Source organism: Streptomyces daghestanicus (assembly GCF_020521275.1).
GTDB classification, from domain to species: domain Bacteria; phylum Actinomycetota; class Actinomycetes; order Streptomycetales; family Streptomycetaceae; genus Streptomyces; species Streptomyces griseoviridis.
In genome coordinates, this window is the sequence record NZ_BNDX01000018.1 from 686,611 (window position 1) to 711,477 (window position 24,867).

Below are 24,867 nucleotides of genomic sequence, written 5' to 3' on the forward strand. Positions count from 1 at the left end.
TCCCCGGACGCGCGCGGGAAGCCCGCAGGAAGGGAGAACACGCCCATGCTCCGCCTGTTCCACGCCCTCAGACGCCGCCCCCACGCCGTGCTGCTCGTTCTCGTCGCCGCCCTGACGAGCCTGGCGCTCGCCGCCCCGGTGGAGGCGGCGCCCGCCGCGGACGCCGCCTCCGCCACGGCCACCGGCACCCCGCTGCGCGACGGCACGGGCCTGTACCCGCGTGCCGTCCGGCTCGCCCACAACGGCGCCGCCAACGGCCGTGTCCTCGCCAGTGTCGTCACCTTCGACGGCGACAGCGGCATCGGCGCCATCCACGAGAGCACCGACGACGGGGCGACCTTCCACGAGGTCGGCCGGGTCGCCGACCCCGAGTCCGCGTCCGGTCAGGGGCTGTGCTGCACCACCCTGTTCGAACTGCCGCGGGCGGTCGGCGCGCTGCCCGCCGGCACGCTGCTCTGGGCCTCCTCGGCCGGGCAGGACGAGACCGGCCGCCGCATGGCCCTGCGGATCTGGCGCAGCCACGACGTGGGCCGCACCTGGTCCTACCTCTCGTCCTGCGCGGTGGCCACCGGTACCGGCGGCCTGTGGGAGCCGGAGTTCTCCATCGCCTCGGACGGCGCCCTGGTCTGCCACTACTCCGACGAGACCGACGCCGCGCACAGCCAGAAACTCGTCGCCGTGCGCAGTTACGACGGCGTCACCTGGCAGGGCCGCCACGACACCGTCGCCAGCGGCCTCCAGACCGACCGTCCGGGCATGCCGGTGGTGCGCAGGCTCCCCGGCGGCACCTACTTCATGAGCTACGAGATCTGCACGCCCGGCGGCCAGTACCAGTGCGTCGTGCACTACCGCACCTCCGCCGACGGCTGGAACTGGGGGAGCGTCACCGACCTCGGCACCCGCCCCGAGACCGTCGACGGCACGTACTTCCGCGCCACCCCGACCATCGCCTGGGCACCGGACCCCGGCGGCGCCGCCAACGGCAGGCTGCTGCTGATCGGCCAGCGCCTGCTGAACAAGGACGGCGGGGTGGCCGCCGGGAGCGGTCGCACGATCCTCGCCAACACCGAGAACGGCAGCGGGCCGTGGTACGAGATCGAGGCACCGGTGAACGTGCCCGACCCGCAGATCAACTACTGCCAGAACTACAGCTCCGCGCTGCTGCCCTCGGCCGACGGCCGCACCGTCCTCCAGATCGCCACCGACTTCGACGGCACGGTCTGCAAGCCCTCCTACGCGACCGGCTCCGTCACCGGCACCGGCGACGCCGCAGGTGTCACCGGCGGTGCGGTGTACCGGCTGGTCAACGCGAACAGCGGACTGTGCCTCGACGTCGCCGCCGACTCCCGCGCGGCCGGCGGCAACATCCAGCAGTGGACCTGCAACGGCCTCGCCCCGCAGGACTGGACCCTGACCGCCCGCGGCGACAGCCGCTTCACGCTCACCGGCCGCGGCAGCGGCTACTGCGCGGACGTGGAGGACGGCTCCGCCACGGCCGGTGCCGACGTCCGCCAGTGGTACTGCAACGGGGCCGCCGCCCAGGACTGGCGGCTGGAGAACGTCGGCCGGAGCTACTACCGCCTCGTCGTCCGCTCCAGCGGACAGTGCCTGGACGTGGCCCAGGGGTCACGGACGGCCGGCGCCGACGTCCAGCAGTGGACGTGCAACGGCCGCCAGCCGCAGATCTGGAGGCTGGTGCGGGCATGAGAACGGGCGGGGGCCGCGGCCCCCGCCCGCCTTCCTCCCGCCGGTCCGGGTCAGCGCTGTGCCTCGATGGCGGCCGGCCGCAGCTGCGCGGCCCGCACCCGCGCCACGTCCAGCTTGGTGCCGCGGTCGAAGCGGTAGATGCCGTTCTGCTCCTGGAACACGTCGGTCAGCTGCGTGTAGCAGTAGCCGAACATGCGCGGATCGTCCAGCAGCACCCCGGTCAGGCCGCTGAACCGGGCGTGGAACTCCTCCTCGTCACGGACCCGTTCGCCGTACCCCCAGGACCGCTCCCGGTCCTCGCCGGACAGCTCGGCGGCGGCCCGGGGGTCCCACCAGATGCCGCCGAACTCGCTGACGAAGTACGGCTGCCCCGCGTACGGCAGCGAGTAGGCGGCGCCGTTCTCGTAGGCGTTGACGAACGGCTCGTCCTCGGCCAGCCCCGACATCAGCCGCCGGAACTCGGCCGGGTCCTGCTCGTAGTTGTGGGCGTCGTAGATGTCGGTCTCCGGGACCCGGTGGGCGTAACCGGATGCGTCGATCACCGGCCGGGTGGTGTCCATCGCCTTGGTGGCGAGGAACATCGCGCGGGTCACGTCGTCGAGCTGGGTGATCCGGTCGTGCAGCTTCTGGTACGTCTCGTTCAGCGGGCACCAGCCGATGATCGAGGGGTGGGAGTAGTCCCGTTCCAGGGCCTCCAGCCACTGGGCGACGTACGAGGCGTCCGGCTTCTGGTTGTCGCCCGAGGAACCGCCGGTCTCGCAGCCCCAGTCGCCGAACTCGCCCCAGACCAGGTACCCGAGGCGGTCGGCGTGGTACAGGAACCGCTCCTCGAAGACCTTCTGGTGCAGCCGGGCGCCGTTGAAACCGGCCTCCATGGCCAGCTCGATGTCCCGGACCAGCGCCTCGTCGGTCGGGGCGGTCATCAGGCCGTCCGGGTACCAGCCCTGGTCGAGGACGAGCCGCTGGAAGACGGGCCGGCCGTTGAGCAGGACGGCCTTGCCGCGCAGCCCGACGGCGCGCAGCCCCGCGTAGCTCCCGGCGCTGTCGACGACCGTCCCGTCGGCGTCGAGGAGTTCGAGGCGCAGGCCGTACAGGTGCGGGTCGCCCGGCCCCCACTCGCGGCGCCGGTCCGCGGGCACCGGCAGGTGCAGCCGCGGGGCGAGATCGAGGTCGGCGCGGGCCTCGGCGCGGCTCACCTCGCCGTCGCCGTCGGTCAGGACGGCGCGCACCCGGTGGCCGGGCCGGTTGCCGGACAGCGGCAGTTCCAGGTGGAAGGCGCCGCCGGCGAGGTCCGGGGTGATCCGGGGCCGGCGCAGATGGACCTCGGGCACGGGCTCCAGCCACACCGTCTGCCAGATGCCGGTCACCCGCGTGTAGTTGCAGTCGTGGTTGGCGTACCGGACCGCCTGCTTGCCGCGGGCCTGCGGTCCCGACCTGGCGTCGCGGGCGCGGACGGTGACGACGACCTCCTCGCCGCCGCCCGCGATGTCACCGAGATCGGCGGTGAACGGGGTGAAGCCGCCCCGGTGCCGGGCGACCTCCGTCCCGTTCACCCAGACCGTGGTGTCGTGGTCGACCGCGCCGAAGTGCAGCAGCACCCGCCGCCCGGCCCACTCGGCGGGCAGGGTCAGGGCCCGCCGGTACCAGACGGCGTGCAGGAAGTCGGTGTCCCCGATGCCCGACAGCGCGGACTCGGGCGGGAACGGGACGAAGATCTCGCCCTGCAGCTCCCGGCCGAGGAGACCGCGTTCCAGGCCGCTGTCCCCCCGGTCGGTCTCGAACTGCCAGACGCCGTTGAGGTTCAGCCAGTCCCGGCGCGTGAACTGCGGACGCGGGTACTCCGGACGCGGAACGGAGGGGGTGGGCACACGTGCTCCAGTCGATCGATGGGGCGGGGCGGGAGAGGAGAGAGCTCAGGAACCGCCGAGGCCGGTGGTGGCCACGGAGTCGACGATGCGGCGCTGGAAGACCAGGAACACCACGATCAGCGGCAGCGCCGCCAGCAGCGCGGACGCCATGGCCTGCGCGTACTGGATGCCGTAGGCGTCCTTCACGGTGGCCAGGCCGACCGGCAGGGTCATGAGGTCGGGGTCGTTGGTCACGATGAACGGCCACATGAAGTTGTTCCACGCCCCGATGAAGACGAAGATCGACACCGCGGCCACGATCGGCCGGGACAGCGGCAGCACCACCGACCGGAAGACCCGGAACTCGGAGGCGCCGTCGATCCGGGCCGCCTCCTCCAGCTCCCGGGGGACGCCGTCGAAGAACCGCTTCAGGATGAACACCATCATCGGGGCGACCACCTGCGGCAGGATCACGGCCGCATAGGTGTCCACCAGGTCGAAGAGCAGCATCTGCCGGAACAGCGGTACGACCAGCAGTTGCGGCGGCACCATGATCGCCGCCACCGTCACGGCCAGCAGGGCCCGGCGCCCGCGGAAGGTGCCCCGGGAGAAGCCGTATGCCGCGAGCGTCGAGACGGCGACCGTGATGACGGTGACCAGGGCGGCGATCAGGAAGCTGTTGAACGCCCAGACGGGCACGTTGCCCCGCTCCAGGATCTCCCGGTAGGCCTCCAGCGTGAACGCGCCCTTGACGGGGGAGAGGCCGGGCTTCGACAGGTCCTGTTCGCTCTGCACGGACGTGGCGATCGCCCAGACGAACGGCAGCAGCCACAGGGCCGCGAGGACGACGAGCGCGGTCCCGGCCAGGACGCGCGGCAGCCGGCCGTGGCCGAGCAGCAGCGGGGAGCCGGCCGCGTCCCGGGGCGCGGGGCGCCGCGGACGGAGGGGTGGTGCGGTGGCGGACACGGTCAGTCCTCCCGGCGGAAGAGGCGGAGCTGCACGAGCGAGACGACGATGATCAGCGCGAAGAAGAGGTAGGAGACCGCCGAGGCGTAACCGAGCCGGTAACCGGTGAAGCCGACGTCGTAGACGTACTCCAGGACGGGCCGGGTCGACGCGTTCGGGCCGCCCTTGGTGAGGATGTAGATCTGGTCGAACACCTTCAGCGACGCCAGCACCTGGAGCATCGCCACCAGCACGGTGGTCCGGCGCAGCTGCGGCAGGGTGATGCACCACAGCCGCCGCCACGCGCCGGCGCCGTCCAGGGCGGCGGCCTCGTCGAAGGCCGAGGGCAGCGACTGGAGCGCGGACAGGTAGAGCAGGAAGTTGAAGCCGACCGTCCACCAGACGGTCAGCGCGGCGATCGACCACATGGCGACGGACTCGTCCGACAGCCAGCCGACCGGGTCCGTTCCGAGGGCGCCGAGGAACTGGTTGGCGAAGCCCAGGTCCGGCTGGTAGAGCCAGGTGAAGACGAGCGTCACCACGGTCACGGGCAGCAGGTACGGCGCGAAGAACGCCAGCCGCCACGCCCACTGGCCGGCCAGCCCGCTGTGCACCAGCAGTGCCATCACGAGGGCCACCAGGACCAGCGGGACGCTGGAGATGACGGTGAAGAACACCGTGTTGCCGAGGCTGCTCCACACGTCCGGGTCGCCGAGGGCCTCGGCGTAGTTGTCGAACCCGACGAACGCGGTGTCGCGCAGCGCCAGCGAGGAGTCGGTGAAGCTCATCCACAGGCCCTGGACGACGGGCCACACCAGGAACAGGACGAACAGCAGCAGGAACGGCAGCACGAAGACGAGGCCGGAGCCGCCGGCCCGGAATCTGCCCAGGCGTCCCGGGGTGGCGGCCGGGGGCGCCGCCGGGACGGGCAGCGCACCGGTGCCGGGGGGTGCGGTGGTGGTCACGGGGATCACTCCTTCTGCCGGTCAGGCCACCGGGTTGGGCTGCTTCAGCAGCGCGTCCGCCTCGCGGACCATCTGACGCACCGCCTGCTCGGCGGTGGTGTTGCCCAGCAGCGCCGACTGGAGCGGCTGGCACATCCGGTTCTGGAAGTTGGAGGCGGCCCCCGTGAACCAGTTCGGCGGATCGAGCACCGCCGCCTTCCCGGCCTCCGCGTACGAGGACTGCGGTGTCAGGGCGGCGTACTCCGGCGTCGCCAGCACGGGCTGGTACGCGGGGATGTGACCGGCGCTCGCCCAGGTGAGGCTCTGCTTGATCATCTCCGCGACATAGCGGTGGGCCTCGCGCCGCCGGGCCGGGTCGGGGTCGTCCTGGTGCGGGAGGACGAAGCTGTGGCTGTCGGTGTAGACGGCCGGCCGGTCGAAGACCTGCGGGAAGGGCGCGGCGCCCAGCGGGATGCCGGACTTCCTCAGCGTGGGCAGCTCCCACTCGCCGAGCATGGCCATGCCGCCGCGGCCGGAGGTGAAGGCGGCGAGCGCCCCGTTGTAGTCGAGGTTGTCGGGGTTGGTCCGGCCGTCGAAGAGGCGCCGCATGAACGACACGACCTCGACCGCCGCGTCCACGTCGATCCGCGGCGGCCCGCCGTCGGGCAGGGTGAACGCGGCGCCGGTCTGGGCGTAGAAGGCGGCGAACTGGCGCCAGCTCTGCGCGGTGTCGGTGACGTGGCCGAACAGGATGCCGGCCGCGCCGGTCGCCTCCGCCAGGCCCCGGCCCGCCTCCAGCAGGGCCTCCGGGGAACCCATCGGCGCCAGCTCCCCGTCGGCGTCCAGCAGTCCGGCCTTCCCGGCGGCCTCCTTGTCGTAGAACACGATGAAGGGGTGGACGTCGAGCGGTATCGCGTAGACCGTGCCGTCGTGCTTCGTCCGCGCCCAGACCGCCGGTGTGAAGTCCTGCTCCGTGACGCCGAACTCGGCGAGCAGCTCCAGGTCGAAGGGGTCGAGCAGTCCGCCGGGGGCGTATCCGGCCAGCCGGGACAGGTGCAGGACGGCCACGTCCGAGGCCCGGCCGCCGGCGGCCGACATGGCCAGTTTCGTGTAGTACGACGGTCCCCAGTCCAGGATCGTCCGGTCGACGTCGAAGCCCCGCCCCTGCCGGGAGACGGCCTCGATCATGTCGTCCATCAGCATGCCGTCGCCGCCCTGGAACAGGTCCCAGACGCTCAGCGCGGACGCGCCGGAGGCCGAGGCCGGTGAGGCGCAGCCGGCGAGCGTGCCCGCGCCGAGCAGCGCGCCCGCCCCGGCGAGGCCGGTGCCCAGGAGACGGCGGCGGGTCAGGCCGCGGGGCGGCTCCGGGGGCGGTGCGGGGACAGGGGATCGCGCAGTCATCATCGACCTTTCGACGCCGGACACGCGCACCGGACCGGCGGCGGGCCACCGCCGGGGTGGCCCCCGCGGCGTCCGGCGGGCGGGGTCCGCACCGGCTGACGCGGTGCGGTGGCTCGTTTTTACATCGATGTACATTGGCTGTAAAGGGCTGGCGGCGGACGGCCGGTTCCCCGGGGAAGGCGGGGGACCCGCACCACCGCCGGCCGGCCCCCGGCCTGGCGCGATCTACACTCGGGGCCGGTGCGGGGCAGGGAGGTAGTGGTGGCACGGCCCAGGATCAAGGACGTCGCGCGGCACGCGGGGGTGTCGGAGAAGACGGTCTCCAACGTGATCAACGACTACGTCCATGTCTCCGAGCGGACCCGGCGGGTGGTCCAGGAGGCCATCGACCACCTCGGTTACAAGGTGAACCTGGCCGGCCGCCATCTGCGCAGGGGCCGCACCGGCATCATCGCCCTGGTCGTCCCCGAACTCGACGTCCCCTACTTCGCCGAACTCGCCCGGCACGTCATCCGCGAGGCCGAACAGCGCTCCCTGACCGTCCTCATCCACCAGACCGGCGCCGACCGCGACCACGAACTGGCGGCGCTGGCCGGATTCGGCTCCACCTTCGTCGACGGGGTCATCCTCAGCCCGCTCGCCCTGACCGCCGACGACCTGCGCGACCGCGCGGGCGCCCCGCCCACCGTGCTCCTCGGCGAACTGCTGGAGGAGGGCGCGGACCACGTCGCCATCGACAACGAGCGGGCGGCCCGGGAGGCGACCGAGCACCTCCTCGGCCTCGGACGCCGCGCGATCTTGGCCGTCGGCGGCCGGGACGACGCGGGCCTGGGCACCGCGGAGGCCCGCACCCGCGGCTACCGCGCCGCCCTCGCCGCGGCCGGCCTCGCCTTCGACCCGGCGGCGCTGCTGCCGGTGCCGTCCTTCCGGATGCCCGACGGGGCCGAGGCCGTCGACAGGGTCCTGCGCGCCGGCGCCCGCCCCGACGCGCTGCTCTGCCTCAACGACCAGCTGGCGCTGGGCGCGCTGCGCACCCTGCACGAGCACGGCTTGCGGGTGCCCGAGGACGTCGCCGTGATCGGCTTCGACGACGTGGAGGGCGGGCGGTTCAGCGTGCCGACCCTCAGCACCGTCTCCCCGGACAAGGCCGCGGTGGCCCGGATCGCCGTCGACCTGCTGCGGCGCCGGATGGACGAGGCCGCCGGACCGGCCCCCGAGGACAGCGCCGCGGCCGGGGTGCGCTCGCCCCAGGACCTGGTCGTCGCCCACCGGCTGGTGCTGCGCGAGAGCACGGAAGGGGCCGCCGGACGGCCCGGCGGCGGCCCGCGAGCGGCGGGTGGCCGATCAACAACACGCGGGTGACGGAAAGTTGGGAAAAAGAGATCAACATCTGGTTGGATTGGGTAGGTGATCTTGCGTTCCTGTCCGTGAAAGGCGCCCGCTGATGTCTTCCGTCCTCGCCCAGGCCCCGACCGTCGCCCCGCCCGCCTTCTCGCGCGCGGCGACGGACCATACCGGTGCGCCCGGCCGGGGCGGTGTCGTGCGCGGCGGCAGGCAGCCCGGCGCCTTCCCGGCCAGGAACCAGGGCACGCTGCGGGTCGCCACCCCGAGCTACCGGCCCGACGCGCCCTACCCGGCCGTGCCGTTCGAGGCCGACGGCGCCGGCGTCCTGCGGGTCATCGCCGACCCCCGCACCCCGGTCTTCGTCACCGTGCAGACCAGTGGCCGGCGCCGCTACGGCTACTGGCAGCCCTACGACTCCCGCACCAAGCGGGGCGGCTGCTACGTCGCCCTGCCGACCGCGGTCTGCGACCAGCTGCACGAGGCCGGCCGGATCGCGCTGGACGGCCCGCTCGTCGACCCCGGCAAGACGACGTACCGGGTCCGCCCCGCGGGCACCCCCGCGCCGCCCACCCGCCTCCCGGCCGCGCCGGTGCGCACCCCCCGGGCACCGGCCCGCGCGGTGCCCCGCCCGCTCGCCGCCTGAGCGGTCCCGGCGCCGGACGCGCCGACCGGGTGACGGCAACCGCGCATACGGGGTGACCGGCTGTTTTACAGTAGCTCCGACCATTCGGAAAGCCGTGACCTGTGAGGTGCTCAGCAACCATGCCGGCCGCCACGTTTGAGTTCCAGGTAGAAGCACGTCAGCTGCTCCAGCTGATGATCCACTCGGTGTACTCGAACAAAGACGTCTTCCTGCGCGAACTCGTCTCCAACGCCTCCGACGCGCTGGACAAACTGCGCCTGGAGGCGCTGCGTGACGACACGCTCGACGCCGATGTCTCCGACCTGCACATCGAGATCGAGGCCGACAAGGAGGCCCGCACCCTGACCGTGCGGGACAACGGCATCGGGATGTCGTACGACGAGGTCGGCCAGTTGATCGGCACGATCGCCAACTCGGGCACGGCGAAGTTCCTGCAGGAGCTGCGGGAGGCGAAGGACGACGCCGGGGCCGAGGGGCTCATCGGCCAGTTCGGCGTCGGCTTCTACTCCGGGTTCATGGTCGCCGACGAGATGACCCTGGTGACCCGGCGGGCCGGTGAGGCGCAGGGCACCCGCTGGTCCTCGCGCGGTGAGGGCACGTACACCCTGGAGACGGTCGACGACGCGCCGCAGGGCACCTCGGTGACCCTGCACCTGAAGCCGGCCGACTCCGAGGACGCGCTGCACGACTACACGTCCCCCTGGAAGATCCGCGAGATCGTCAAGCGGTACTCGGACTTCATCACCTGGCCGGTCAAGCTGGTGCCCGGGCCCGGCGAGGACGGCGAGGCGCCCGAGCCCGAGACGCTGAACTCGATGAAGGCCCTGTGGGCCCGCTCGCGGGAGGAGGTGTCCGACGACGAGTACCACGAGCTGTACAAGCACATCAGCCACGACTGGCGCGACCCGCTGGAGACGATCCGCCTCCAGGCGGAGGGCACCTTCGAGTACCAGGCCCTGCTCTTCCTGCCCGCCCACGCCCCGCACGACCTGTTCACCCAGAACTACCGCCGCGGTGTGCAGCTCTACGTCAAGCGCGTCTTCATCATGGACGACTGCGAGGCGCTGCTGCCGCCGTACCTGCGCTTCGTCAAGGGCGTCGTCGACGCGGCCGACCTCTCGCTGAACGTCTCCCGCGAGATCCTCCAGCAGGACCGGCACATCCAGCTGATGCAGCGCCGGCTGACGAAGAAGGTGCTCTCCTCAGTCAAGGAGCTGATGACCGGCTCCCCGGAGAAGTACGCCGACTTCTGGCGGGAGTTCGGCGCGGTGCTCAAGGAGGGACTGGTCACCGACGCCGACAACCGGGACGCCATCCTGGCCGTCTCCTCCTTCGCCACCACCGCCTCCGAGGACGAGCCGGTCACGCTCAAGACGTACGTGGAGCGGATGAAGGACGGCCAGGACGCGGTCTACTACATGACCGGCGAGTCCCGGCAGAGCATCGAGAACTCCCCGCACATGGAGGCGTTCCGCGACCGGGGCATCGAGGTGCTGCTGCTCACCGACGCCGTCGACGAGGTGTGGGCCGACGCCGTCGGGGAGTTCGACGGCAAGCCGCTGCGGTCCGTGGCCAAGGGCGACATCGACCTGGGCACGGACGGCGACGGCAAGAGCGAGGAGGAGCGGGAGCAGCAGAGTGCCGCGTACGAGGAGCTGCTGGGCTGGATGAAGGAGCAGCTCGGCGAGGAGGTCAAGGACGTGCGCCTGTCCTCCCGGCTGACCGTCTCCCCGGCCTGCGTCGTCTCCGACACGGACGGCATGACCCCGGCGCTGGAGCAGATGTACCGCGCGATGGGCCAGGAGGTGCCGGCCACCAAGCGCATCCTGGAGCTGAACCCGGACCACGCGCTGGTCAAGGGCCTCAACGAGGCGTACACCCAGCGGGAGGACCGTACGGAACTGGTCGAGACCGCCGAGCTGCTGCACGGTCTGGCGGTGCTCGCGGAGGGCGGCCAGCCCAAGGAGCCCGCGCGCTTCGTGAAGCTGATGGCGGACCGGCTGGAACGCACGCTGTAAAGCGCGGGGGAGGGGGTACCGGGAGGGCGACGTGTGACAGGACGGCCGGAAGGGTGACGATGGGTTCGGTGACTCAGCTGCGACAGCTCAGGGGCCTGTACTCGGGCGGGGTGGCGGCGTGGTCCGCCTGCCTGCTGTGGAACATGGTCCGGGGCGACGGATCGGCTCGGCAGACGGTCCTGCTGCTGGTCCTGCTCGCCGCCTTCCTGGGCCTGCTGCTGTGGTCGACCTGGTGCCTGTGGGAGGCCGGTGCCCGCCGCCCGGCCGACCGGACCGCGGGCACCGGGGCCGGGCCCGACCGGTCGTAGCGCTCGGGACGGGGCGGGTCAGCGGACCCGGTCCCGCAGATACTCGGTGAGGGCGGTACCCGGCCGGAAGGCGGGGGTGCCGTCCTCGCTGCGGAAACTGCCGAAACTGCCCATGGACACCGTCTCGCCGGCGCGCAGGGCCCGGGCGATGGCACCGGGCCGCTCCACGGTGCCGAAGACGGCGTCGAACACCCTGCCGACCTCCTCCGGTGCCAGCGGCCGTTCGCCGCCGTGCCCGGCGGTGCCCTCGCAGGCCGTTTCGACCAGACGCGCCTTGTCCATGAGCCGTACCGTCCGTTCCCGTGGCGGTGGGGGCCGCGGCCGGAGCACCGCGGCCGACGCTTCCCCCCCAGCATCCGGGCGGTCGGCCCCGGACGCACCTCGGGCCCGGCGCCCCGGCTCATTCGCCGAGCGCCGCCGCCATGGTGTCGAGGTCGGCGAGGAGAGCGGCGAGGCGCCGGGCGGGAACGGCCTCGATCATGCGGCTCTCGACGGCGTAGACGGCGCCGCGGGCCGCGTGCAGCCGCTCCCGTCCGGCCGGGGTGAGATGGACGGGCAGGGCCCGCCCGTGCCCGGCGTGCGCGGCCCGCGCGAGGAGCCCGGCGTCCTCCAGTCCGCGCAGGACGACATGGGCCGACTGCCGGGTGACGAACGTGCCGCGGGCCAGCTCGGCGCTGGACAGGCCCGGCCGCTCGTCGAGCAGTTCCAGGCAGGAGTACTGCGGGACGGTGAGGCCGTGGTCGCGCAGGGCGCGGTCCATGGCGCCGCGCAGCGCGGCGGCGGCGCGCTTGAGGCGGTAGCCCACGTGCTCGGTGACGTCCTCGGCCGGATGGGGCGGGGGAACGGGTCCGTGCTCTTCCATGTCAGCATTTTGACATAGTCCGGCGGGACCGCCTACGGTCAGGGATGTCAAAGTCCTGACATGCGGACCCGATCCCGTCCCACGAGGAGAAGCCATGACCGTCGCCGTGGAAGGCCCCGACTTCATCGCCCTGCAGGTACGGGACGTGCCCGCCGCGGCCACGTTCTTCGAGGAGCGCCTCGGACTCCGCCGCGCCCCCGCGTCACCGCCCGGCGCGGTGGTCTTCGCCACCGCCCCGATCCCCTTTGCCGTCCGTGAGCCGCTTCCCGGCACCGACCTCACCGGGGACGCGCGCCCCGGCCTGGGTGTCGCGCTGTGGCTGCGCACCCCCGACGCCGGCGCACTGCGCGAGCAGCTCTTGGCGGCGGGGACGGAGGACGTCGGCCCCTTGCTGGACAGCCCGTTCGGCCCGATGTTCTCCTTCACCGGCCCCGAGGGCTACCGGCTCACCGCGCACGGCGGCTGACGGCGGCCTGCCGCCAGGGGGGAACACGCGTCCGCTAGGTGCCCTCCGCCGTGAGGCGCGCCTTCCTGCTGCCGCCGGTCCGGGGCGGGTCGGCGCTCCCGCCGGCGCGGCACCCCGTCCGGCCTCGTGACCGGGGCGGGTCCGGCTCGTTGACCGCCGGTAAGCGTGACGACCAGGTCGGGAGTAGATGTGGAGTTCATCCATCAGAGCGTCTTCGAGGGGTTCCGTTTCGGCTGCCGGGTGGTGGAGCAGCCGGCCCCCCGGACGGAACCCGTCGTCGTGCTGGGCGGCGCCTACCAGACGATGCACTCCAACCGGCGCTCCGAGCGGCCCTGGGCGAGCGCGGCGACGCTGGTCAACGTCGAACTGCCGGGCCTCGGCACGGCGGACGACCTGCCGGCCGAGTACGGCTTCGACTTCATGGGCGACGCGCTCGGCCACCTGCTGGACGAACTCGACCTGGACCGGGTCAACATCATCGCCGTCTCCTACGGCACCGCCATCGCCTACCGCTACGCGCACCGCCGCGCCGAACGGGTGGCCCGGCTGGCCCTGGTGGGAGCCACCCCCTCGCTGCCCGGGGACGCGCGGGCCACGGTCGAGGCGATGAGCCGGCTGCTGCGCGAGGGCGCCATGGCGGAGTTCGCCCGCCGCGCCGTCGACCTGCTCGTGTGCCGGCGCCCCGAGTGCCTGGAGGCGCATTCGCACAGTGCCGCCGAGGTGCTGCGCCGGGTCCTGGAGGCCGCCGACCCGCACGACGTGGAGCGCTACGCCGCCGCCAACGACCGCCTGCTGCGCCACCCCTTCGACCACCCGGAGGGCATCCACGGGGTCCGGGCGCTGTGCGTCAGCGGCGAGCACGACCGGCTCTGCCCGCCGCAGCGCGCCCGCGCCGTCGCCGAGAGCATCCCCGGCGCGGTCTTCACCACCATGAAGGGCAGCGGACACGTCGTCCACCTGGAGCGCCCCAAGGACTTCAGCGACGTCCTGGCGCGCTTCCTGACCGATGAGGACCTGACGGGCCACCCCAGCCTGACCACGCTGGAACACGTCCCGGCGGCCGACGCGCGGCGGACACCGCTGCGCGTCTGACCCGGCCCCGGAGCATCCCTGGCCCCGGAGCATCCCGGGCCCGGAGCTTCCCCGGACCGGGGCAGCAGCCGACGTGCTTCTGCCTGGGACCCGGCCCCGGAGCATTCCTGGCCCCGGAGCATCCCGGGCCCGGAGCTTCCCCGGCCCGGGGCAGCAGCCGACGTGCTTCTGCCCGGGACCCGGACGCGGCGGCTCAACGGCACCCGGTGCCCGGCAGCGGGCGCCGGAAGGCACCCCGGCGGGCGGCCGTCGGCGCGTCCTGGCGCGGTGAGGGCGGTACCGCGGGGACCGGACAGACCGCGTGGGCGAGGCGGTGGTGGCTCACCGACGGCCACGGCGCACGCCGTACCGGGCCGCGCCGCCCGGCGCCGACGAAGAGGACGCCGCCCTCCCGGCCGGCCGCCTCGACCGGCGCCGGGCCGGACGCACCCCGGACGACCAGCGCCTGTACGGGAGCGCCGAGGACCCCGTCCCGTGTCCGCAGCAGCCGCACCCGGGCGAGCCGCGCCCGCTCACCGGACGGGACGGACGGGACGGCAGCCACCGCGGCCGGCGAGGGCGCGGACAGGGGCGGGCGCCACGCCGGGCCGGCACCGCCCGCAGCGCGGCGCCCCGGCGCCGCGCCTCCTCGGCCGCCCGGACCGGCGCGGCCCGGCTGCCCGGGGAACCGCTCACCCCCACCACACCCCGGCCGGCCGACGCGGCGCACAGGGGCCCCGGACGGGGCTCACGCCCCGAGCGGGGTTCGGGTACCGGACCCGATCCAGGCATCGCCTCACCGTTTCGCACCGGGCCGGCCGGACGGCGGGGCCCCGGCCGGTGCTTCTCGCGGGGACCGTCCCCGTCCCACCCCCGGCACCGGGTCCCCGGCCGGCCCGCGCCCCGTTTCCCGGCACGTACCTGACGGTCCGCGTCCGGCCGCCGCCAGCGATCCGTCAACGTCCCCCGCCTCCCCGTCAGGACCTCTCACCCCGGGCCTGGCGCCGATCACCGGCCCCGGCGCCAGGGCAGCACACCCGGGCCGCCCGGCCGGCCCGCCGCCCGCCTTCCCCGCGCACCGCGCGGGCCCATCGGGAGGACCCCCATGCGAGGCGACAACCCCCGCCCGGACCTGTACGGCGTCCGGTACGCACCCCGCCTGACCGGCCGGCCCAGCACCGCCGCCCCGGCCCGGGTGACCGTGGTGGGCCGGCACTGCGAGGCGGGCGACGTCCTCGCCGCCGACGTCGAACTCCCCGCGGACCTGCGGCCCGGCGACCTGATCGCGGTACCCGTCGCCGGGGCCTGCCACCTCTCCATGGCCTCGGCCCACCACCTGGTGGGCCGCCCGCCCGTGGCCGCCGTGCACGACGGCACCGCCCGGCTCCTCGTCCGCCGCGAGTCCTTCGAGGACCTCCGCGTCCGCGACGCGGGCCTGTGAGCCCGTCTGCGCCAGGACACCGCGGCCTCCGGCCACGCCCCGCCGAACTCCCGGCGGCGGGAGGGCCGATCGTGGCAGGATGACGGCATGACGATCAGAAAGGGCGATGCCGCGTAGGCGCCCGAAAGCCCTCCGTTCCGGGCGGTGGCGGCCTCGCGGACACGTGGTGGTGCGGCGTGTCCGGGGCGTTTCCGCCAAGACCCGTGCGGCCGTCCGCCGTGTCGAGGAGGAGCGTAGGTGGCCCGGCGCGGTCGCCGACGCGCCCGCCCGTTCCGAGTGGGCGTTCAGGCAACCCGGCCGCTGGCTGAACGCGTCCCCTGTCCGGCAGTCCGGACTGGAGGTGGAGTACGCCCGCGGCGAGCTGGAAGAGGTCATGCGCGTCCCGCCCGGCGCGATCTCGGCCGGCTGATCGCCCGTATCGACGACGAGTTCGAGCGCCGCACCCTTCCGAACCCGGGACCGGTGGACGCCGCCACGGTGGGCGGCTGGTGGCGGTCGGGAATCCGTGAGCTCCGAGGGTGTCCGGAGCCGGGCAGCCGCCGACCGGCCGCGTCGCCGCCCCGGGGAACGCGGCGACGGGGCCGCGCCCCCAGGGGGCCGCAGCCGAAAAGCACGTGCGGTACCGCCTCCGGCGCTGGCAGGCTGCGCCGGTGAACCGTGAACAGATCTCCGCGATCGCCCATACCGCCCACCCCGTCAAGGCCCCGCTCGACGACGACTCGGTACGCCGGCTGCTCGACCACGGCGTCCCGCCCGGCGCCGAGCGCGTCCTCGACCTCGGATGCGGCACCGCCGCCTGGCTGCTGCGCGCCCTGACCGCCCACCCCGGTCTGCGGGCCGAGGGCGTCGACACCTCCGCGGACGCGCTCGCCCTGGCCCGCCGGTGCGCGCGCGAACAGGGCGTCGAGGACCGCCTCGTCCTCCACCGGGGGGACGCGGCGGACTTCACCGGACCGGACACGTTCGACCTCGTCCTCAGTGTCGGCGCCACGCACGCCTTCGGCGGTCTGCTCCCCACCCTCGCCGCGGCCCGCCGCCACCTGGCACCCGGCGGCCGGGTCCTCATCGGCGAGGGCTTCTGGGACGGCACCCCGACCCCCGAGGCCGTCGACCTCCTCGGTGACCTGGCCGACCTCCCCACCACCGTGGAACGGATCGCCGCCGACGGCTGGGTCCCCGTCCACGGCCACATCAGCACCCGCCGGGAACTGGACGCCTACGAGTGGTCCTGCTGGGGCACGCTGGCCGGCTGGGCCCTCGACCACCCCGCCGACCCGGACAGCGCCCAGGCCCTCGCGACGGCCGCCGCCCGCCGCACGGAATGGCTGCGCGGCTACCGAAACGCCTTCGGCTTCCTCTGCCTGGTCCTGCGCCCCACCGCCGGCTGACCCGCCGCACGGGTCGCCCGCAGGCCGGGTCCCACGCCCGGGCCCGCGCCGGAACGCATGGTTCCCCATACCCGGCACCCTGTCTTCGTCCGCGTAACCGCCCGCTGCCAGGCTTCCCCCATGACCTTCTCTCCCCACCGCGGTCCGCTGCTCGCCGCGCCCCTCCTGCTCGTCACCTGCCTCCTGACCGGCTGCGCCGACGACGCCGACGACGTACGCGCGGCACCGGCACCCACCGCCACCGCCACCGCCACCGGATCGTCCGCCGCCACCGCGCCGGCGGCCCGCGCGCTCGCGGCGGTCGAGAAGCGGTACGACGGCGCCCGGCTGGGCGTCTACGCCCTGGACACCGGCACCGGCCGCACGGTGACCCACCGGGCGGACGAACGGTTCGCGCACTGCTCCACGTTCAAGGCCCTCGCCGCCGGGGTGCTGCTGGAGCGCGCCACCGACGAACAGCTGGGCGAGGTCGTCCGCTACGACTCCTCCGACCTGCTGGAGTACGCCCCGGTCACCTCCCGGCACACAGACACCGGGATGAGACTGAGCGCCCTCCTCGACGCCTCGCTGCGGTACAGCGACAACACGGCGGCCAACCTGATCGTGGAGCGGCTCGGCGGCCCCGGCGCCGTCGAGGAAGCCCTGCGCGGCCTGGGGGACACCACGACCCGCGTCGACCGCGTCGAGCCGGCGCTGAACGAGGCCACCCCCGGGGACACCCGGGACACCAGCACCCCGCGCGCCCTCGCCACCGACCTGCGCCGTCTCCTGCTCGGCGACCGGCTGCCCCCGGCCCGGCGGGCGATGCTGGGCGACTGGATGGCCCGCAACACGACCGGCGGCCCCTACATCCGTGCCGGTGTGCCCGCCGGCTGGACGGTCCAGGACAAGACCGGGAGCGGCGGCTGGGGCACCCGCAACGACATCGCCGTCGTCCGGCCCCCGCAGGGCTCCCCGATCGTCCTCGCCGTCCTGTCCGACCGCGCCACCCGGGACGCCGCCTCCGACGACGCCCTGATCGCGGACGCCACGAAGGCCGTCGTCGCCGCGCTCCGCTGAGCCTCCCGGCTCACCGCCCGCCCAGCACCGCGTCCAGCCCGTACTCGAAGCGCTCCTCGAAGGAGCCCGAGGCGAGGTGGCCGAGGACGCGGTGCAGGGCGGGGTGACCGGCCTCCGTGACGGCGCGCTCCAGCCGGTCGCCCGACATCCGCTCCGCCGCCTGCTGCTCCTGGGTGAGGCCGAGGGTGAAGTACAGGACCGTCCAGGTGGTCCAGGCCGCCCCGCGTTCGTCCAGACCGGCGTCGAGGAGGGCGGCCACCAGCGTCTCCGCCAGCCGGAGGGTGTGCGGCTCCGCGACATAGGTGCCGACCACCAGCGCGGCGCCGTCGCGGTGGGCGAGCAGCGCGCGGCGGTAGCGCCGGACCACCTCGCGGGCGCGCTCGCGGGGCTCGTCCGGCAGACCGTCGAGCGGGGCCTCCCCGACGACCGCGTCCGCCATCAGGTCCAGCATCCGGGCCTTGGTCTTCACGTGCCACAGCACGGTGTTCATCCGGACGCCGAGCCGGTCGGCGACCGCGCGCGCGGACAGCGCCTCCAGCCCCTTCTCGTCCAGCAGGTCCAGCGCGGCCCGGACCACGGTGTCCGGCGCGAGACGGTCACCCGTTTGCCGTTTGGTCATTGACCTAGTTTACTTCGGACCCACACTATTGGTCAGTGACCAAGAAGGGTTGGGTCATAGGTCATGGCACAGCACCATGTCGTCATCGCCGGCGGCGGCCCCGTCGGACTCTGGCTCGCCGCCGAACTCCGGCTGGGCGGCGTCGCCGTCACCGTCCTGGAGGAGCGCACCGAGATCGACGCCCGCTCCAAGGCGCTCACCCTCCATCCCCGCACCCTGGAGGTCCTCGCCGCGCGCGGGGCGCAGGGGCCGTTCCTCGCCGAGGGCCTGCCGATCCCCGCGGGGCACTTCGGCATGCTCGACCAGCGGCTGGACTTCAGCTCCCTGGACACCCCCTTCCCGTACACCCTGGCCCTGCCCCAGGCCCGCACCGAGGCCCTGCTCCAGGAACACGCCCTCGGCCTCGGCGCCACCGTCCTGCGCGGCCACCGCGTCACCGGCTTCACCGAGGGCGCCGCGTCGGTGTCCGTGCGGGTGACGGGACCGCGGGGGGAGTACGAGACCGAGGCGGCGTACCTCGTCGGCTGCGACGGCACCCGCAGCACCGTGCGCACCGCCGCCGGCATCGGCTTCCCCGGCACCCCCTCCACCGTCCTCGGCTGGCTCGGCGACGTCTTCCTCGACCGCCCGCCCCGGCCCGGCTACGGCCGCCACACCCCGAGGGGCGGGGTGATGGCCGTGCCGCTGCCCGACGGACGGCACCGGCTGGTCGGCGCCGACCCCGGCAGCCACACCACCACCTGGCCCGGCGACCTCACCCTGGACGAACTGCGCCGCAAGGTCACCGCCGTCACCGGCGACGACTTCGGGATGCGCGAACCCTCCTGGCTCTCCCGGTTCGGCAACGCCACCCGGCTGGCCGCCGCCTACCGCCGCGGCCGGGTCCTGCTCGCCGGCGACGCGGCCCACCAGCACTTTCCCGCCGGGGGCGTCGGGATGAACGTCGGCATCCAGGACGCGCACAACCTCGGCTGGAAGCTCGCCGCGACGCTGCGCGGCTGGGCGCCGGACGGCCTGCTGGACACCTACCACGCCGAACGGCACCCGGTCGGCGCCGAACTGGCCGCGCACAGCCGTGCCCAGACCGCGCTGCTGGCCACCTTCACGCCCGAGGTGGCCGACCTGCGCGGCCTGCTCGGCGAGCTGATCGCCGCCCAGCCCGGCGTCAACCGGTTCCTGGCCGAACGGCTCACCGCGCTCGGCGTCCGCTACCCCGCCGCGGACCCCGCGGCCCACCCGCTCACCGGCACCCGCGCCCCGGACCTCGCCCTCACCGGCACGGACCGGACCCTGTTCGCGCTGGTGCGCCCCGACGCGTACCTCCTGCTCGACCTCACGGCCGGCGGCACGCCCGGCGTCCCGCCCCGGCCGGGGCTCGCCGTCCACACCGGGGCACTCGCCCGGCCCCCGGCCGCCTGGCGGGACGTACGCGCCGCGCTGATCCGCCCGGACGGCCACGTCGCCTGGGCCGGCACCGGCGGCGACGGCAGAGCCCCGGCCGCGGCGGTGGAGGGGGTCCTCGCCGGACGGCGGTGACGGCTACTATCCGGGCATGCCGCTGACCCCGCACGCCGTGGACCGGTTCGAGGCCGCGCGGTCCCGCATGGAGGCCCTCGCCTACCGCCTCCTCGGGTCCGCGAGCGAAGCCGAGGACGCCGTGCAGGAGACCTTCCTGCGCTGGCAGGCCGCCGACACCGACCGCGTCGAGGTCCCCGAGGCCTGGCTGACGAAGGTCCTCACCAACCTCTGCCTCAACCAGCTCACCTCGGCCCGCGCGCGGCGCGAGACCTACGTCGGCCAGTGGCTCCCGGAGCCGCTGCTCGCGGGCGACCCGATGCTCGGCCCCGCCGACACCGCGGAACGGCGGGAGTCGGTCTCGTACGCCGTGCTCACCCTCATGGAGCGGCTCTCCCCGAAGGAACGGGCGGTGTACGTGCTCCGGGAGGCGTTCGACTACTCGCACCGGGAGATCGCGGGCATCCTCGACATCACCGAGGTCTCCGGTCAGCAGCTCTACCACCGCGCCAAGAAGCACATCGCCGACGGCAAGGCCCGCGCCGAGGTCGACGAGGCCGCGGCACGGCGGGTCGTGGAGGAGTTCCTCGCGGCCGCCACCACCGGCCGCACCGAGCCGCTGGTACGGCTGCTGACCCAGGACGCCGTCGCCGTCGGGGACGGCGGGGGCAAGGTCCCGGCCCGCACGAAGGCGTTCGAGGGCGCCCGGGCGGTGGCGACGTTCATGCGGGGCCTGTTCAAGCCCGGCAAGGCCCAGCGCGCCCTGGCCGGCGGCTCCCCGGAGATCTACGCCACGACCGCCAACGGCGGCCCCGCCCTCGTGGTCGTCGTCGACGGCCGGGTCCTGGGCGTGATGTGCCTGGAGATCACCCCCGAGGGCATCGCCGCCTTCCGCAGCCAGGTCAACCCCGACAAGCTCGCCCGCGCGACCCGCCACTGGGCGGCCGGCGACCACGGGGCGCCCGCGCTGCGGCTCCACTGACCCGTCCCGGATGTGAGGTGCTTCACATCCGGCTCCTGTCAGGAAACGGCGCCCTGCCCGGTTCAAGAGGCGAATCCCGCAGGACAGACCAGGACAGGAGACCGGACATGCAGCACCGCATCGTCGTCCTCGGCGCCGGATACACCGGCGCCACCGCCGCCGGGCGCCTCGCCAGGCGGCTGCACCGCGAAGACGTGACCGTCACCCTCGTCAACGCCGAACCCGACTTCGTCGAACGGGTCCGGATGCACCAGGTCGCCACCGGCCAGCGGCTCCGGACCCGGCCGCTGACCGCCCTCTTCGACGGCACCGGCGTCCAGGTCCGCCAGGCCCGGGTCACCGGCGTCGACGTCGACCGCAGGACCGTCACCGTCCAGGCCGCCCACGGCGGCGACGGCACCGAGGAACTGCCGTACGACACCCTCGTGTACGCCCTCGGCAGCGGCTGGGACGACCAGGGGGTGCCCGGTGCCGCCGCGCACGCCCACGAGATCGCGAGCCGGGCCGGCGCCCTGCGGCTGCGCGACCGGCTGGCCGGCCTGAGCGCCGGGCAGCCCGTGGCCGTCGTCGGCGGCGGCCTCACCGGGATCGAGGCCGTGACCGAGATCGCCGAGGCCCGCCCGGACCTCGCGGTCGCCCTCGTCGCCCGCGGCGGCCTCGGCGACTGGCTCTCCGGCAAGGGCCGCCGCCACCTGCGGAAGGTCGTCGACGGACTCGGCGTCACCGTGCACGAGCACACCACCGTCACCGGTGTGGAGGCGGACCGCGTCCACACCGCCGGGGGCACCGACCTCCCCTCCGCGGCCACCGTGTGGACCACCGGCTTCGCGGTCCACCCGATCGCCCGCGCCACCGCCCTGGAGGTCACCGGCACCGGGCAGATCGTGGTCGACGCGACCATGCGCTCGGTCTCGCACCCGGACGTCTACGCCGTGGGCGACGCCGCCCTCGCCCTGGGACCCGGGGACAAGCCGCTGCGCATGTCGTGCGCGTCCGGCACGCCCACCGCGTGGCAGGCCGCGGACGCCATCGCGGCCCGCCTGACCGGCCGCGGACTCCCGCACGTTCCCGTCCGCTACTTCAACCAGTGCGTCTCGCTGGGCCGCAGGGAGGGACTCATCCAGTACGTCACCGCCTACGACCGGGCCGTGAACGCGGCCCTGACCGGCCGTACCGCCGCTCTCTACAAGGAACTCGTCTGCAAGGCCGCCGCCTGGGGCATCGCCCACCCGACGCTCGGCCTGCCCACCCGCCGCCACCGCGTCGTCCGGCCCGCGCCGGCCGCGGCCGGCGCGGCGGACGTCAGGGCGTCGGCCTGACCCGCCGCCGCGCGGTGAGCGCCAGATACGGCGGGCAGAGCGCGGCCAGCACGGCACAGCACAGCAGCGGAACGAGCACGCCGTGCGGCAGCAGCAGCCCGCCGAGGCCCGTCCCGGCGGCGATGCCGACGTACAGCGCCGAGGCGTTGAGGCCGATCACCACCGCCGTCTCCCCGGGGGCGGCGGCGATCAGCCGCACCTGCTGGGCCGGTGTCTGGAACCAGGTGGCGGCCCCCCACGCCGCCAGCAGCACGGCCGACACGGCGAGCCGGTCCACGTCCGCGGCGACGGCCGCCGCCAGCGCCGCGAGCGTGCCGGTGAGGGCGAGGTATCCCACCGTCAGGACCCGGACCGGGCCGAACCGGTCGGCCGCCGCGCCCGCGCCCAGGCTTCCGGCGAGGGCGCCCAGGCCGTACAGGGACAGCAGCCAGGTTTGCGCCGAGGAACCGGCGCCGAGCGCCCGCATCAGCGGAACCGCGTAGGCGTAGAGCCCGAAGCCGGCGGCCATGCCGACGGCGGTCAGCGGCAGCACGCCGGCCACCCCGGGGCGGCGTACGGCGGCGAGCCGCACCCGCAGGGCGACCCGCGGCGCGCCGGGCAGGGCGGGCAGCACGGCGCGCACCGCGGCGGCGCAGACCGCGCAGAGCGCGGCGATCAGGGCCAGGCCGGTGCGCCAGCCCACGGTGCGCTCGGCGAGGTTGCCCAGCGGCACCCCGAGGGCGGTGGCGACGGTCAGACCGCCGACGACCACGGCCAGCGCGCGGGCGCGCCGCCCGGCCGGCACCAGGGCCGCCGCCGCGGCGCCCGCGGTGGGGGTGAAGGCGGCGGCGCCGGCCGCGGCCAGGACGCGGCAGGCCATCAGCGAGCCGAAGTCCGGGGCGAGCGCCGTGCCGAGGTTGGCCCCGGCCAGCACCAGCAGGGCCACCACCAGCAGGGTCCGGCGGGGCAGCCGGGCGGCGGCCGTGGCGAGGACCGGCGAGAGAACGGCGTAGGCGACGGCGAACGCGGTCGCGGACTGGCCGGCCGCCCCCTGCGACACGTGCAGGGAGCGCGCCATGGACGGCAGGAACCCGGCCACCACGTAGGCGTCGGTGCCCACGGCGAAGGTCCCGAGGGCCAGGACGGCGGTCGCGCGCGGCCCGCGCGGACCGGCGGCCCGGCGGGCGGGGCCCCGGCCCGGTGACGACGTGACCTTGTCCGGGATATGTCGCATCCCTTTTCCTCACGTGAGCGGTGTCGGTGCGGTGGTGACGCGGTGGTCGTGTCGCGCGGTGCCGTGGGCGGCGGTCAGCCGACGAGGCGGCGGTAGCCGCGGCGGGTGCGCTCCGCCGACCCGGGGGAGTGGTCCATCAGGTCCGCGACGGTCCGGGCCGCCAGCTCGCGCCGCCAGGCGAGTTCCGCCCGGCGCATGGCCGCCGCGATGCCGCAGGGCCGGTCGAACTCGCGCCCCGCGCCCTCGCCGCTGACGCCGCGCCGGCGGATCTCCGTGCAGGGGAACGGCTCGACCGGCCCCTCCAGGGCGGTGACCACGTCCATCAGCGTGATGTCCCGCGGGGCGCGCGCCAGCGAGAAGCCGCCCTTGACGCCCGGGGTGGAGGCGAGCAGGCCGGCCCGGGTCAGGGCCTGGAGGCGCTTCTTCAGGTACTCCTGCGGAAGGTCGAACCACTGCGCCAGACGCCGGATGGGCACGGGCCCCTCGTCCGCCAGCCACCCCAGGGTCACACAGCAGTGCAGCCCCCACTCGACGCCCTCGCCCATCTGCATAACGGGGATACTACACATCCCCATTGGTGGGCGGGCGAGCCGCCGCGCGGCGCGGCCCGCCGCCCGCCCCGGCCGGCGGGCCGGGTCCGGCCGGGACGAGGAGACGGTCGTGGGGCACCTCCGCTCCCAGGACGGCACCGGCACCCTCGCCGCCGGCGACGGCGCCCTGCTGCCGACCGTCGACGCGCCGGAGGACCGGCCGGCCGGGCCGGCGGACGTGGTGGGCCGGCGGACGTGGTGGGCACCGGCCCCTGGCACGGTCCGGCGCCCACCACGAACCGGTGATGGCCTGGCACCGGGGGACCGGCGGATCCGGCACCACCCGGCGCGGTACCGGGGGCCGGCGCCCCGCCACCGCGCCGTAGCATGCCGCCATGGAAGCAGAGCACCAGCCGCCGCCGCTGCCCGGCCCGACCCGGTACGCCGGGACCCGGTACGGGCGGATCGCCTACACGGACACCGACCCGCTCGGCGCGTCCGCCCTGCCGCCGCTGCTGTTCGTGCACGGCAACTCCGCTTCCCGGAAGGTCTTCCACGCCCAGCTCGCCGACGACTTCGGCGGTCGCCGGCTGCTCGCCCTCGACCTGCCCGGCCACGGCGAATCCGACGACGCGACGGACCCCGGGGCGGCCTACACCCAGCGCGGCTACGCGGCCACCGTCGCCGAGTTCCTCGGCCTCCTCGGCATCGACCGGGTGGTCGTCGTCGGCTGGTCCCTCGGCGGGCACATCGGCCTGGAACTGGTGGCCCGCTTCCCCGGTGTGGCGGGTCTCGTCGTGACCGGCACCCCGCCCGTCAACCGGGACACCCTGGCGGAGGGCTTCCTGCCGACCCTCGGCTACGCCGGCACCGAGACCGTCACGGCCGCGCAGGCCGCGGAGTTCGCGGCACAGATCACCTTCTCCCCGCCGCCCGGCTGGGTCGTCGAGGACATCCGGCGCACGGACGGCCGGGCCCGGCGCCTGATGTTCGAGTCCTTCGCCGCCGGCCGTGACTCGGACCAGAAGGCCCTCGTCGCGACCTCCCCGGTACCGCTGGCCGTCATCGACGGCCGGGACGACCCGGTCGTCCACCACGCCTACGTGGCGTCCCTGACCTACGCCGCCCTGTGGCGCGGCGCACCGACCGTGCTGGAGGGCCGCCGGCACGCGGCGTTCCTGGAGGACCCCGCGGGGTACGACGACCTGCTCCGCGCCTTCCTGCGCGACCACGGCCGCTGACCCG

The 24,867-nt window shown here is 74.6% G+C and carries 24 protein-coding genes and 1 pseudogene; 15 read left to right on the plus strand and 10 right to left on the minus strand.

The window, feature by feature from the left end:
- Nucleotides 1–45: 45 nt before the first annotated feature.
- The gene (locus Sdagh_RS35635) at nucleotides 46–1,707 is read left to right on the plus strand and encodes an RICIN domain-containing protein (RefSeq protein WP_190076541.1); all 1,662 of its coding nucleotides are present in this window, start codon (nucleotides 46–48) and stop codon (nucleotides 1,705–1,707) included.
- A 50-nt stretch (nucleotides 1,708–1,757) separates the two neighbouring features.
- On the opposite strand, the gene Sdagh_RS35640 is transcribed toward Sdagh_RS35635, so the two are convergent.
- Genes Sdagh_RS35640 through Sdagh_RS35655 form a run of 4 tightly spaced genes read right to left on the minus strand, consistent with a single transcriptional unit; the run spans nucleotide 1,758 to nucleotide 6,844 of the window.
- The gene (locus Sdagh_RS35640; RefSeq protein ID WP_190076542.1) at nucleotides 1,758–3,575 is read right to left on the minus strand and encodes a glycoside hydrolase family 2 protein; all 1,818 of its coding nucleotides are present in this window, start codon (nucleotides 3,573–3,575) and stop codon (nucleotides 1,758–1,760) included.
- A gap of 45 nt (nucleotides 3,576–3,620) precedes the next feature.
- Nucleotides 3,621–4,520: a carbohydrate ABC transporter permease gene (locus tag Sdagh_RS35645; protein WP_190076543.1), complete on the minus strand. Its 900-nt coding sequence runs from the start codon at nucleotides 4,518–4,520 to the stop codon at nucleotides 3,621–3,623.
- Between the two features lie 2 nt (nucleotides 4,521–4,522).
- Complete coding sequence (locus Sdagh_RS35650; RefSeq protein WP_190076544.1) at nucleotides 4,523–5,464, minus strand: carbohydrate ABC transporter permease; 942 nt, start codon at nucleotides 5,462–5,464, stop codon at nucleotides 4,523–4,525.
- Nucleotides 5,465–5,485: 21 nt separating this feature from the next.
- Entirely contained in the window at nucleotides 5,486–6,844 is a 1,359-nt protein-coding gene (locus tag Sdagh_RS35655; protein WP_190076572.1) for an extracellular solute-binding protein, read from the minus strand.
- 261 nt (nucleotides 6,845–7,105) lie between these two features.
- On the opposite strand from Sdagh_RS35655, the gene Sdagh_RS35660 reads away from it, so the two are divergent.
- The 4 genes from Sdagh_RS35660 to Sdagh_RS35675 all read left to right on the plus strand — a co-directional run bounded on the left by Sdagh_RS35660 (nucleotide 7,106) and on the right by Sdagh_RS35675 (nucleotide 11,157).
- On the plus strand, nucleotides 7,106–8,206 hold the full coding sequence (locus Sdagh_RS35660; protein WP_189414347.1) for a LacI family DNA-binding transcriptional regulator: 1,101 nt from the start codon (nucleotides 7,106–7,108) through the stop codon (nucleotides 8,204–8,206).
- Nucleotides 8,207–8,288: 82 nt separating this feature from the next.
- On the plus strand, nucleotides 8,289–8,831 hold the full coding sequence (locus Sdagh_RS36800) for a cell envelope biogenesis protein OmpA (RefSeq protein WP_306888553.1): 543 nt from the start codon (nucleotides 8,289–8,291) through the stop codon (nucleotides 8,829–8,831).
- Between the two features lie 119 nt (nucleotides 8,832–8,950).
- A complete protein-coding gene (htpG, locus tag Sdagh_RS35670) occupies nucleotides 8,951–10,849 on the plus strand; it encodes a molecular chaperone HtpG (protein WP_190076545.1) in 1,899 nt (632 codons plus the stop codon).
- A gap of 68 nt (nucleotides 10,850–10,917) precedes the next feature.
- A complete protein-coding gene (locus Sdagh_RS35675; RefSeq protein WP_189414349.1) occupies nucleotides 10,918–11,157 on the plus strand; it encodes a hypothetical protein in 240 nt (79 codons plus the stop codon).
- An 18-nt stretch (nucleotides 11,158–11,175) separates the two neighbouring features.
- On the opposite strand, the gene Sdagh_RS35680 is transcribed toward Sdagh_RS35675, so the two are convergent.
- Both Sdagh_RS35680 and Sdagh_RS35685 read right to left on the minus strand, forming a co-directional pair.
- Nucleotides 11,176–11,439 carry an HU family DNA-binding protein gene (locus Sdagh_RS35680; RefSeq protein WP_190010803.1) on the minus strand — a complete coding sequence of 88 codons (264 nt, stop codon included), beginning with the start codon at nucleotides 11,437–11,439 and terminating at the stop codon, nucleotides 11,176–11,178.
- Nucleotides 11,440–11,557: 118 nt separating this feature from the next.
- Nucleotides 11,558–12,019, minus strand: a complete 462-nt coding sequence (locus Sdagh_RS35685; RefSeq protein WP_189414351.1) for a MarR family winged helix-turn-helix transcriptional regulator — start codon at nucleotides 12,017–12,019, stop codon at nucleotides 11,558–11,560.
- Nucleotides 12,020–12,113: 94 nt separating this feature from the next.
- Here Sdagh_RS35685 and Sdagh_RS35690 point away from each other — a divergent pair, with 94 nt between their 5' ends.
- Together Sdagh_RS35690 and Sdagh_RS35695 are read left to right on the plus strand one after the other, a co-directional pair.
- A complete protein-coding gene (locus Sdagh_RS35690; protein ID WP_190010801.1) occupies nucleotides 12,114–12,485 on the plus strand; it encodes a VOC family protein in 372 nt (123 codons plus the stop codon).
- 189 nt (nucleotides 12,486–12,674) lie between these two features.
- Complete coding sequence (locus tag Sdagh_RS35695; RefSeq protein WP_190076546.1) at nucleotides 12,675–13,577, plus strand: alpha/beta fold hydrolase; 903 nt, start codon at nucleotides 12,675–12,677, stop codon at nucleotides 13,575–13,577.
- Between the two features lie 193 nt (nucleotides 13,578–13,770).
- Here the strand turns inward: Sdagh_RS35695 and Sdagh_RS35700 are convergent, their stop codons facing one another.
- Complete coding sequence (locus Sdagh_RS35700; protein WP_226536215.1) at nucleotides 13,771–14,121, minus strand: adenine nucleotide alpha hydrolase family protein; 351 nt, start codon at nucleotides 14,119–14,121, stop codon at nucleotides 13,771–13,773.
- A gap of 549 nt (nucleotides 14,122–14,670) precedes the next feature.
- On the opposite strand from Sdagh_RS35700, the pseudogene Sdagh_RS35705 reads away from it, so the two are divergent.
- The 4 genes and pseudogenes from Sdagh_RS35705 to bla all read left to right on the plus strand — a co-directional run.
- Nucleotides 14,671–14,997: pseudogene (locus Sdagh_RS35705) on the plus strand (diaminopimelate decarboxylase); the annotation flags it as partial.
- 166 nt (nucleotides 14,998–15,163) lie between these two features.
- The gene (locus Sdagh_RS35710) at nucleotides 15,164–15,406 is read left to right on the plus strand and encodes a hypothetical protein (RefSeq protein ID WP_226536217.1); all 243 of its coding nucleotides are present in this window, start codon (nucleotides 15,164–15,166) and stop codon (nucleotides 15,404–15,406) included.
- Between the two features lie 241 nt (nucleotides 15,407–15,647).
- Entirely contained in the window at nucleotides 15,648–16,385 is a 738-nt protein-coding gene (locus Sdagh_RS35715; protein ID WP_190076547.1) for an SAM-dependent methyltransferase, read from the plus strand.
- Between the two features lie 120 nt (nucleotides 16,386–16,505).
- Complete coding sequence (gene bla, locus Sdagh_RS35720) at nucleotides 16,506–17,444, plus strand: class A beta-lactamase (RefSeq protein WP_190076548.1); 939 nt, start codon at nucleotides 16,506–16,508, stop codon at nucleotides 17,442–17,444.
- Nucleotides 17,445–17,454: 10 nt separating this feature from the next.
- Here the strand turns inward: bla and Sdagh_RS35725 are convergent, their stop codons facing one another.
- Nucleotides 17,455–18,063, minus strand: a complete 609-nt coding sequence (locus tag Sdagh_RS35725; RefSeq protein WP_189414356.1) for a TetR/AcrR family transcriptional regulator C-terminal domain-containing protein — start codon at nucleotides 18,061–18,063, stop codon at nucleotides 17,455–17,457.
- Between the two features lie 63 nt (nucleotides 18,064–18,126).
- Between Sdagh_RS35725 and Sdagh_RS35730 the strand changes: the two genes are divergently transcribed.
- The 3 genes from Sdagh_RS35730 to Sdagh_RS35740 all read left to right on the plus strand — a co-directional run bounded on the left by Sdagh_RS35730 (nucleotide 18,127) and on the right by Sdagh_RS35740 (nucleotide 21,879).
- Nucleotides 18,127–19,599, plus strand: a complete 1,473-nt coding sequence (locus Sdagh_RS35730) for an FAD-dependent monooxygenase (RefSeq protein WP_190076549.1) — start codon at nucleotides 18,127–18,129, stop codon at nucleotides 19,597–19,599.
- Nucleotides 19,600–19,615: 16 nt separating this feature from the next.
- On the plus strand, nucleotides 19,616–20,560 hold the full coding sequence (sigJ, locus tag Sdagh_RS35735) for an RNA polymerase sigma factor SigJ (RefSeq protein WP_190076550.1): 945 nt from the start codon (nucleotides 19,616–19,618) through the stop codon (nucleotides 20,558–20,560).
- Between the two features lie 107 nt (nucleotides 20,561–20,667).
- Entirely contained in the window at nucleotides 20,668–21,879 is a 1,212-nt protein-coding gene (locus Sdagh_RS35740) for an NAD(P)/FAD-dependent oxidoreductase (RefSeq protein ID WP_190076551.1), read from the plus strand.
- On the opposite strand, the gene Sdagh_RS35745 is transcribed toward Sdagh_RS35740, so the two are convergent.
- On the minus strand, nucleotides 21,863–23,092 hold the full coding sequence (locus tag Sdagh_RS35745) for an MFS transporter (protein ID WP_190076552.1): 1,230 nt from the start codon (nucleotides 23,090–23,092) through the stop codon (nucleotides 21,863–21,865). The genes Sdagh_RS35740 and Sdagh_RS35745 overlap by 17 nt on opposite strands.
- 74 nt (nucleotides 23,093–23,166) lie before the next feature.
- A complete protein-coding gene (locus Sdagh_RS35750) occupies nucleotides 23,167–23,643 on the minus strand; it encodes an RrF2 family transcriptional regulator (RefSeq protein ID WP_190076553.1) in 477 nt (158 codons plus the stop codon).
- Between the two features lie 374 nt (nucleotides 23,644–24,017).
- On the opposite strand from Sdagh_RS35750, the gene Sdagh_RS35755 reads away from it, so the two are divergent.
- Nucleotides 24,018–24,863 (plus strand): alpha/beta fold hydrolase, encoded by an 846-nt coding sequence (locus Sdagh_RS35755; protein ID WP_190076554.1) that lies wholly within the window; start codon nucleotides 24,018–24,020, stop codon nucleotides 24,861–24,863.
- Nucleotides 24,864–24,867: the final 4 nt, after the last annotated feature.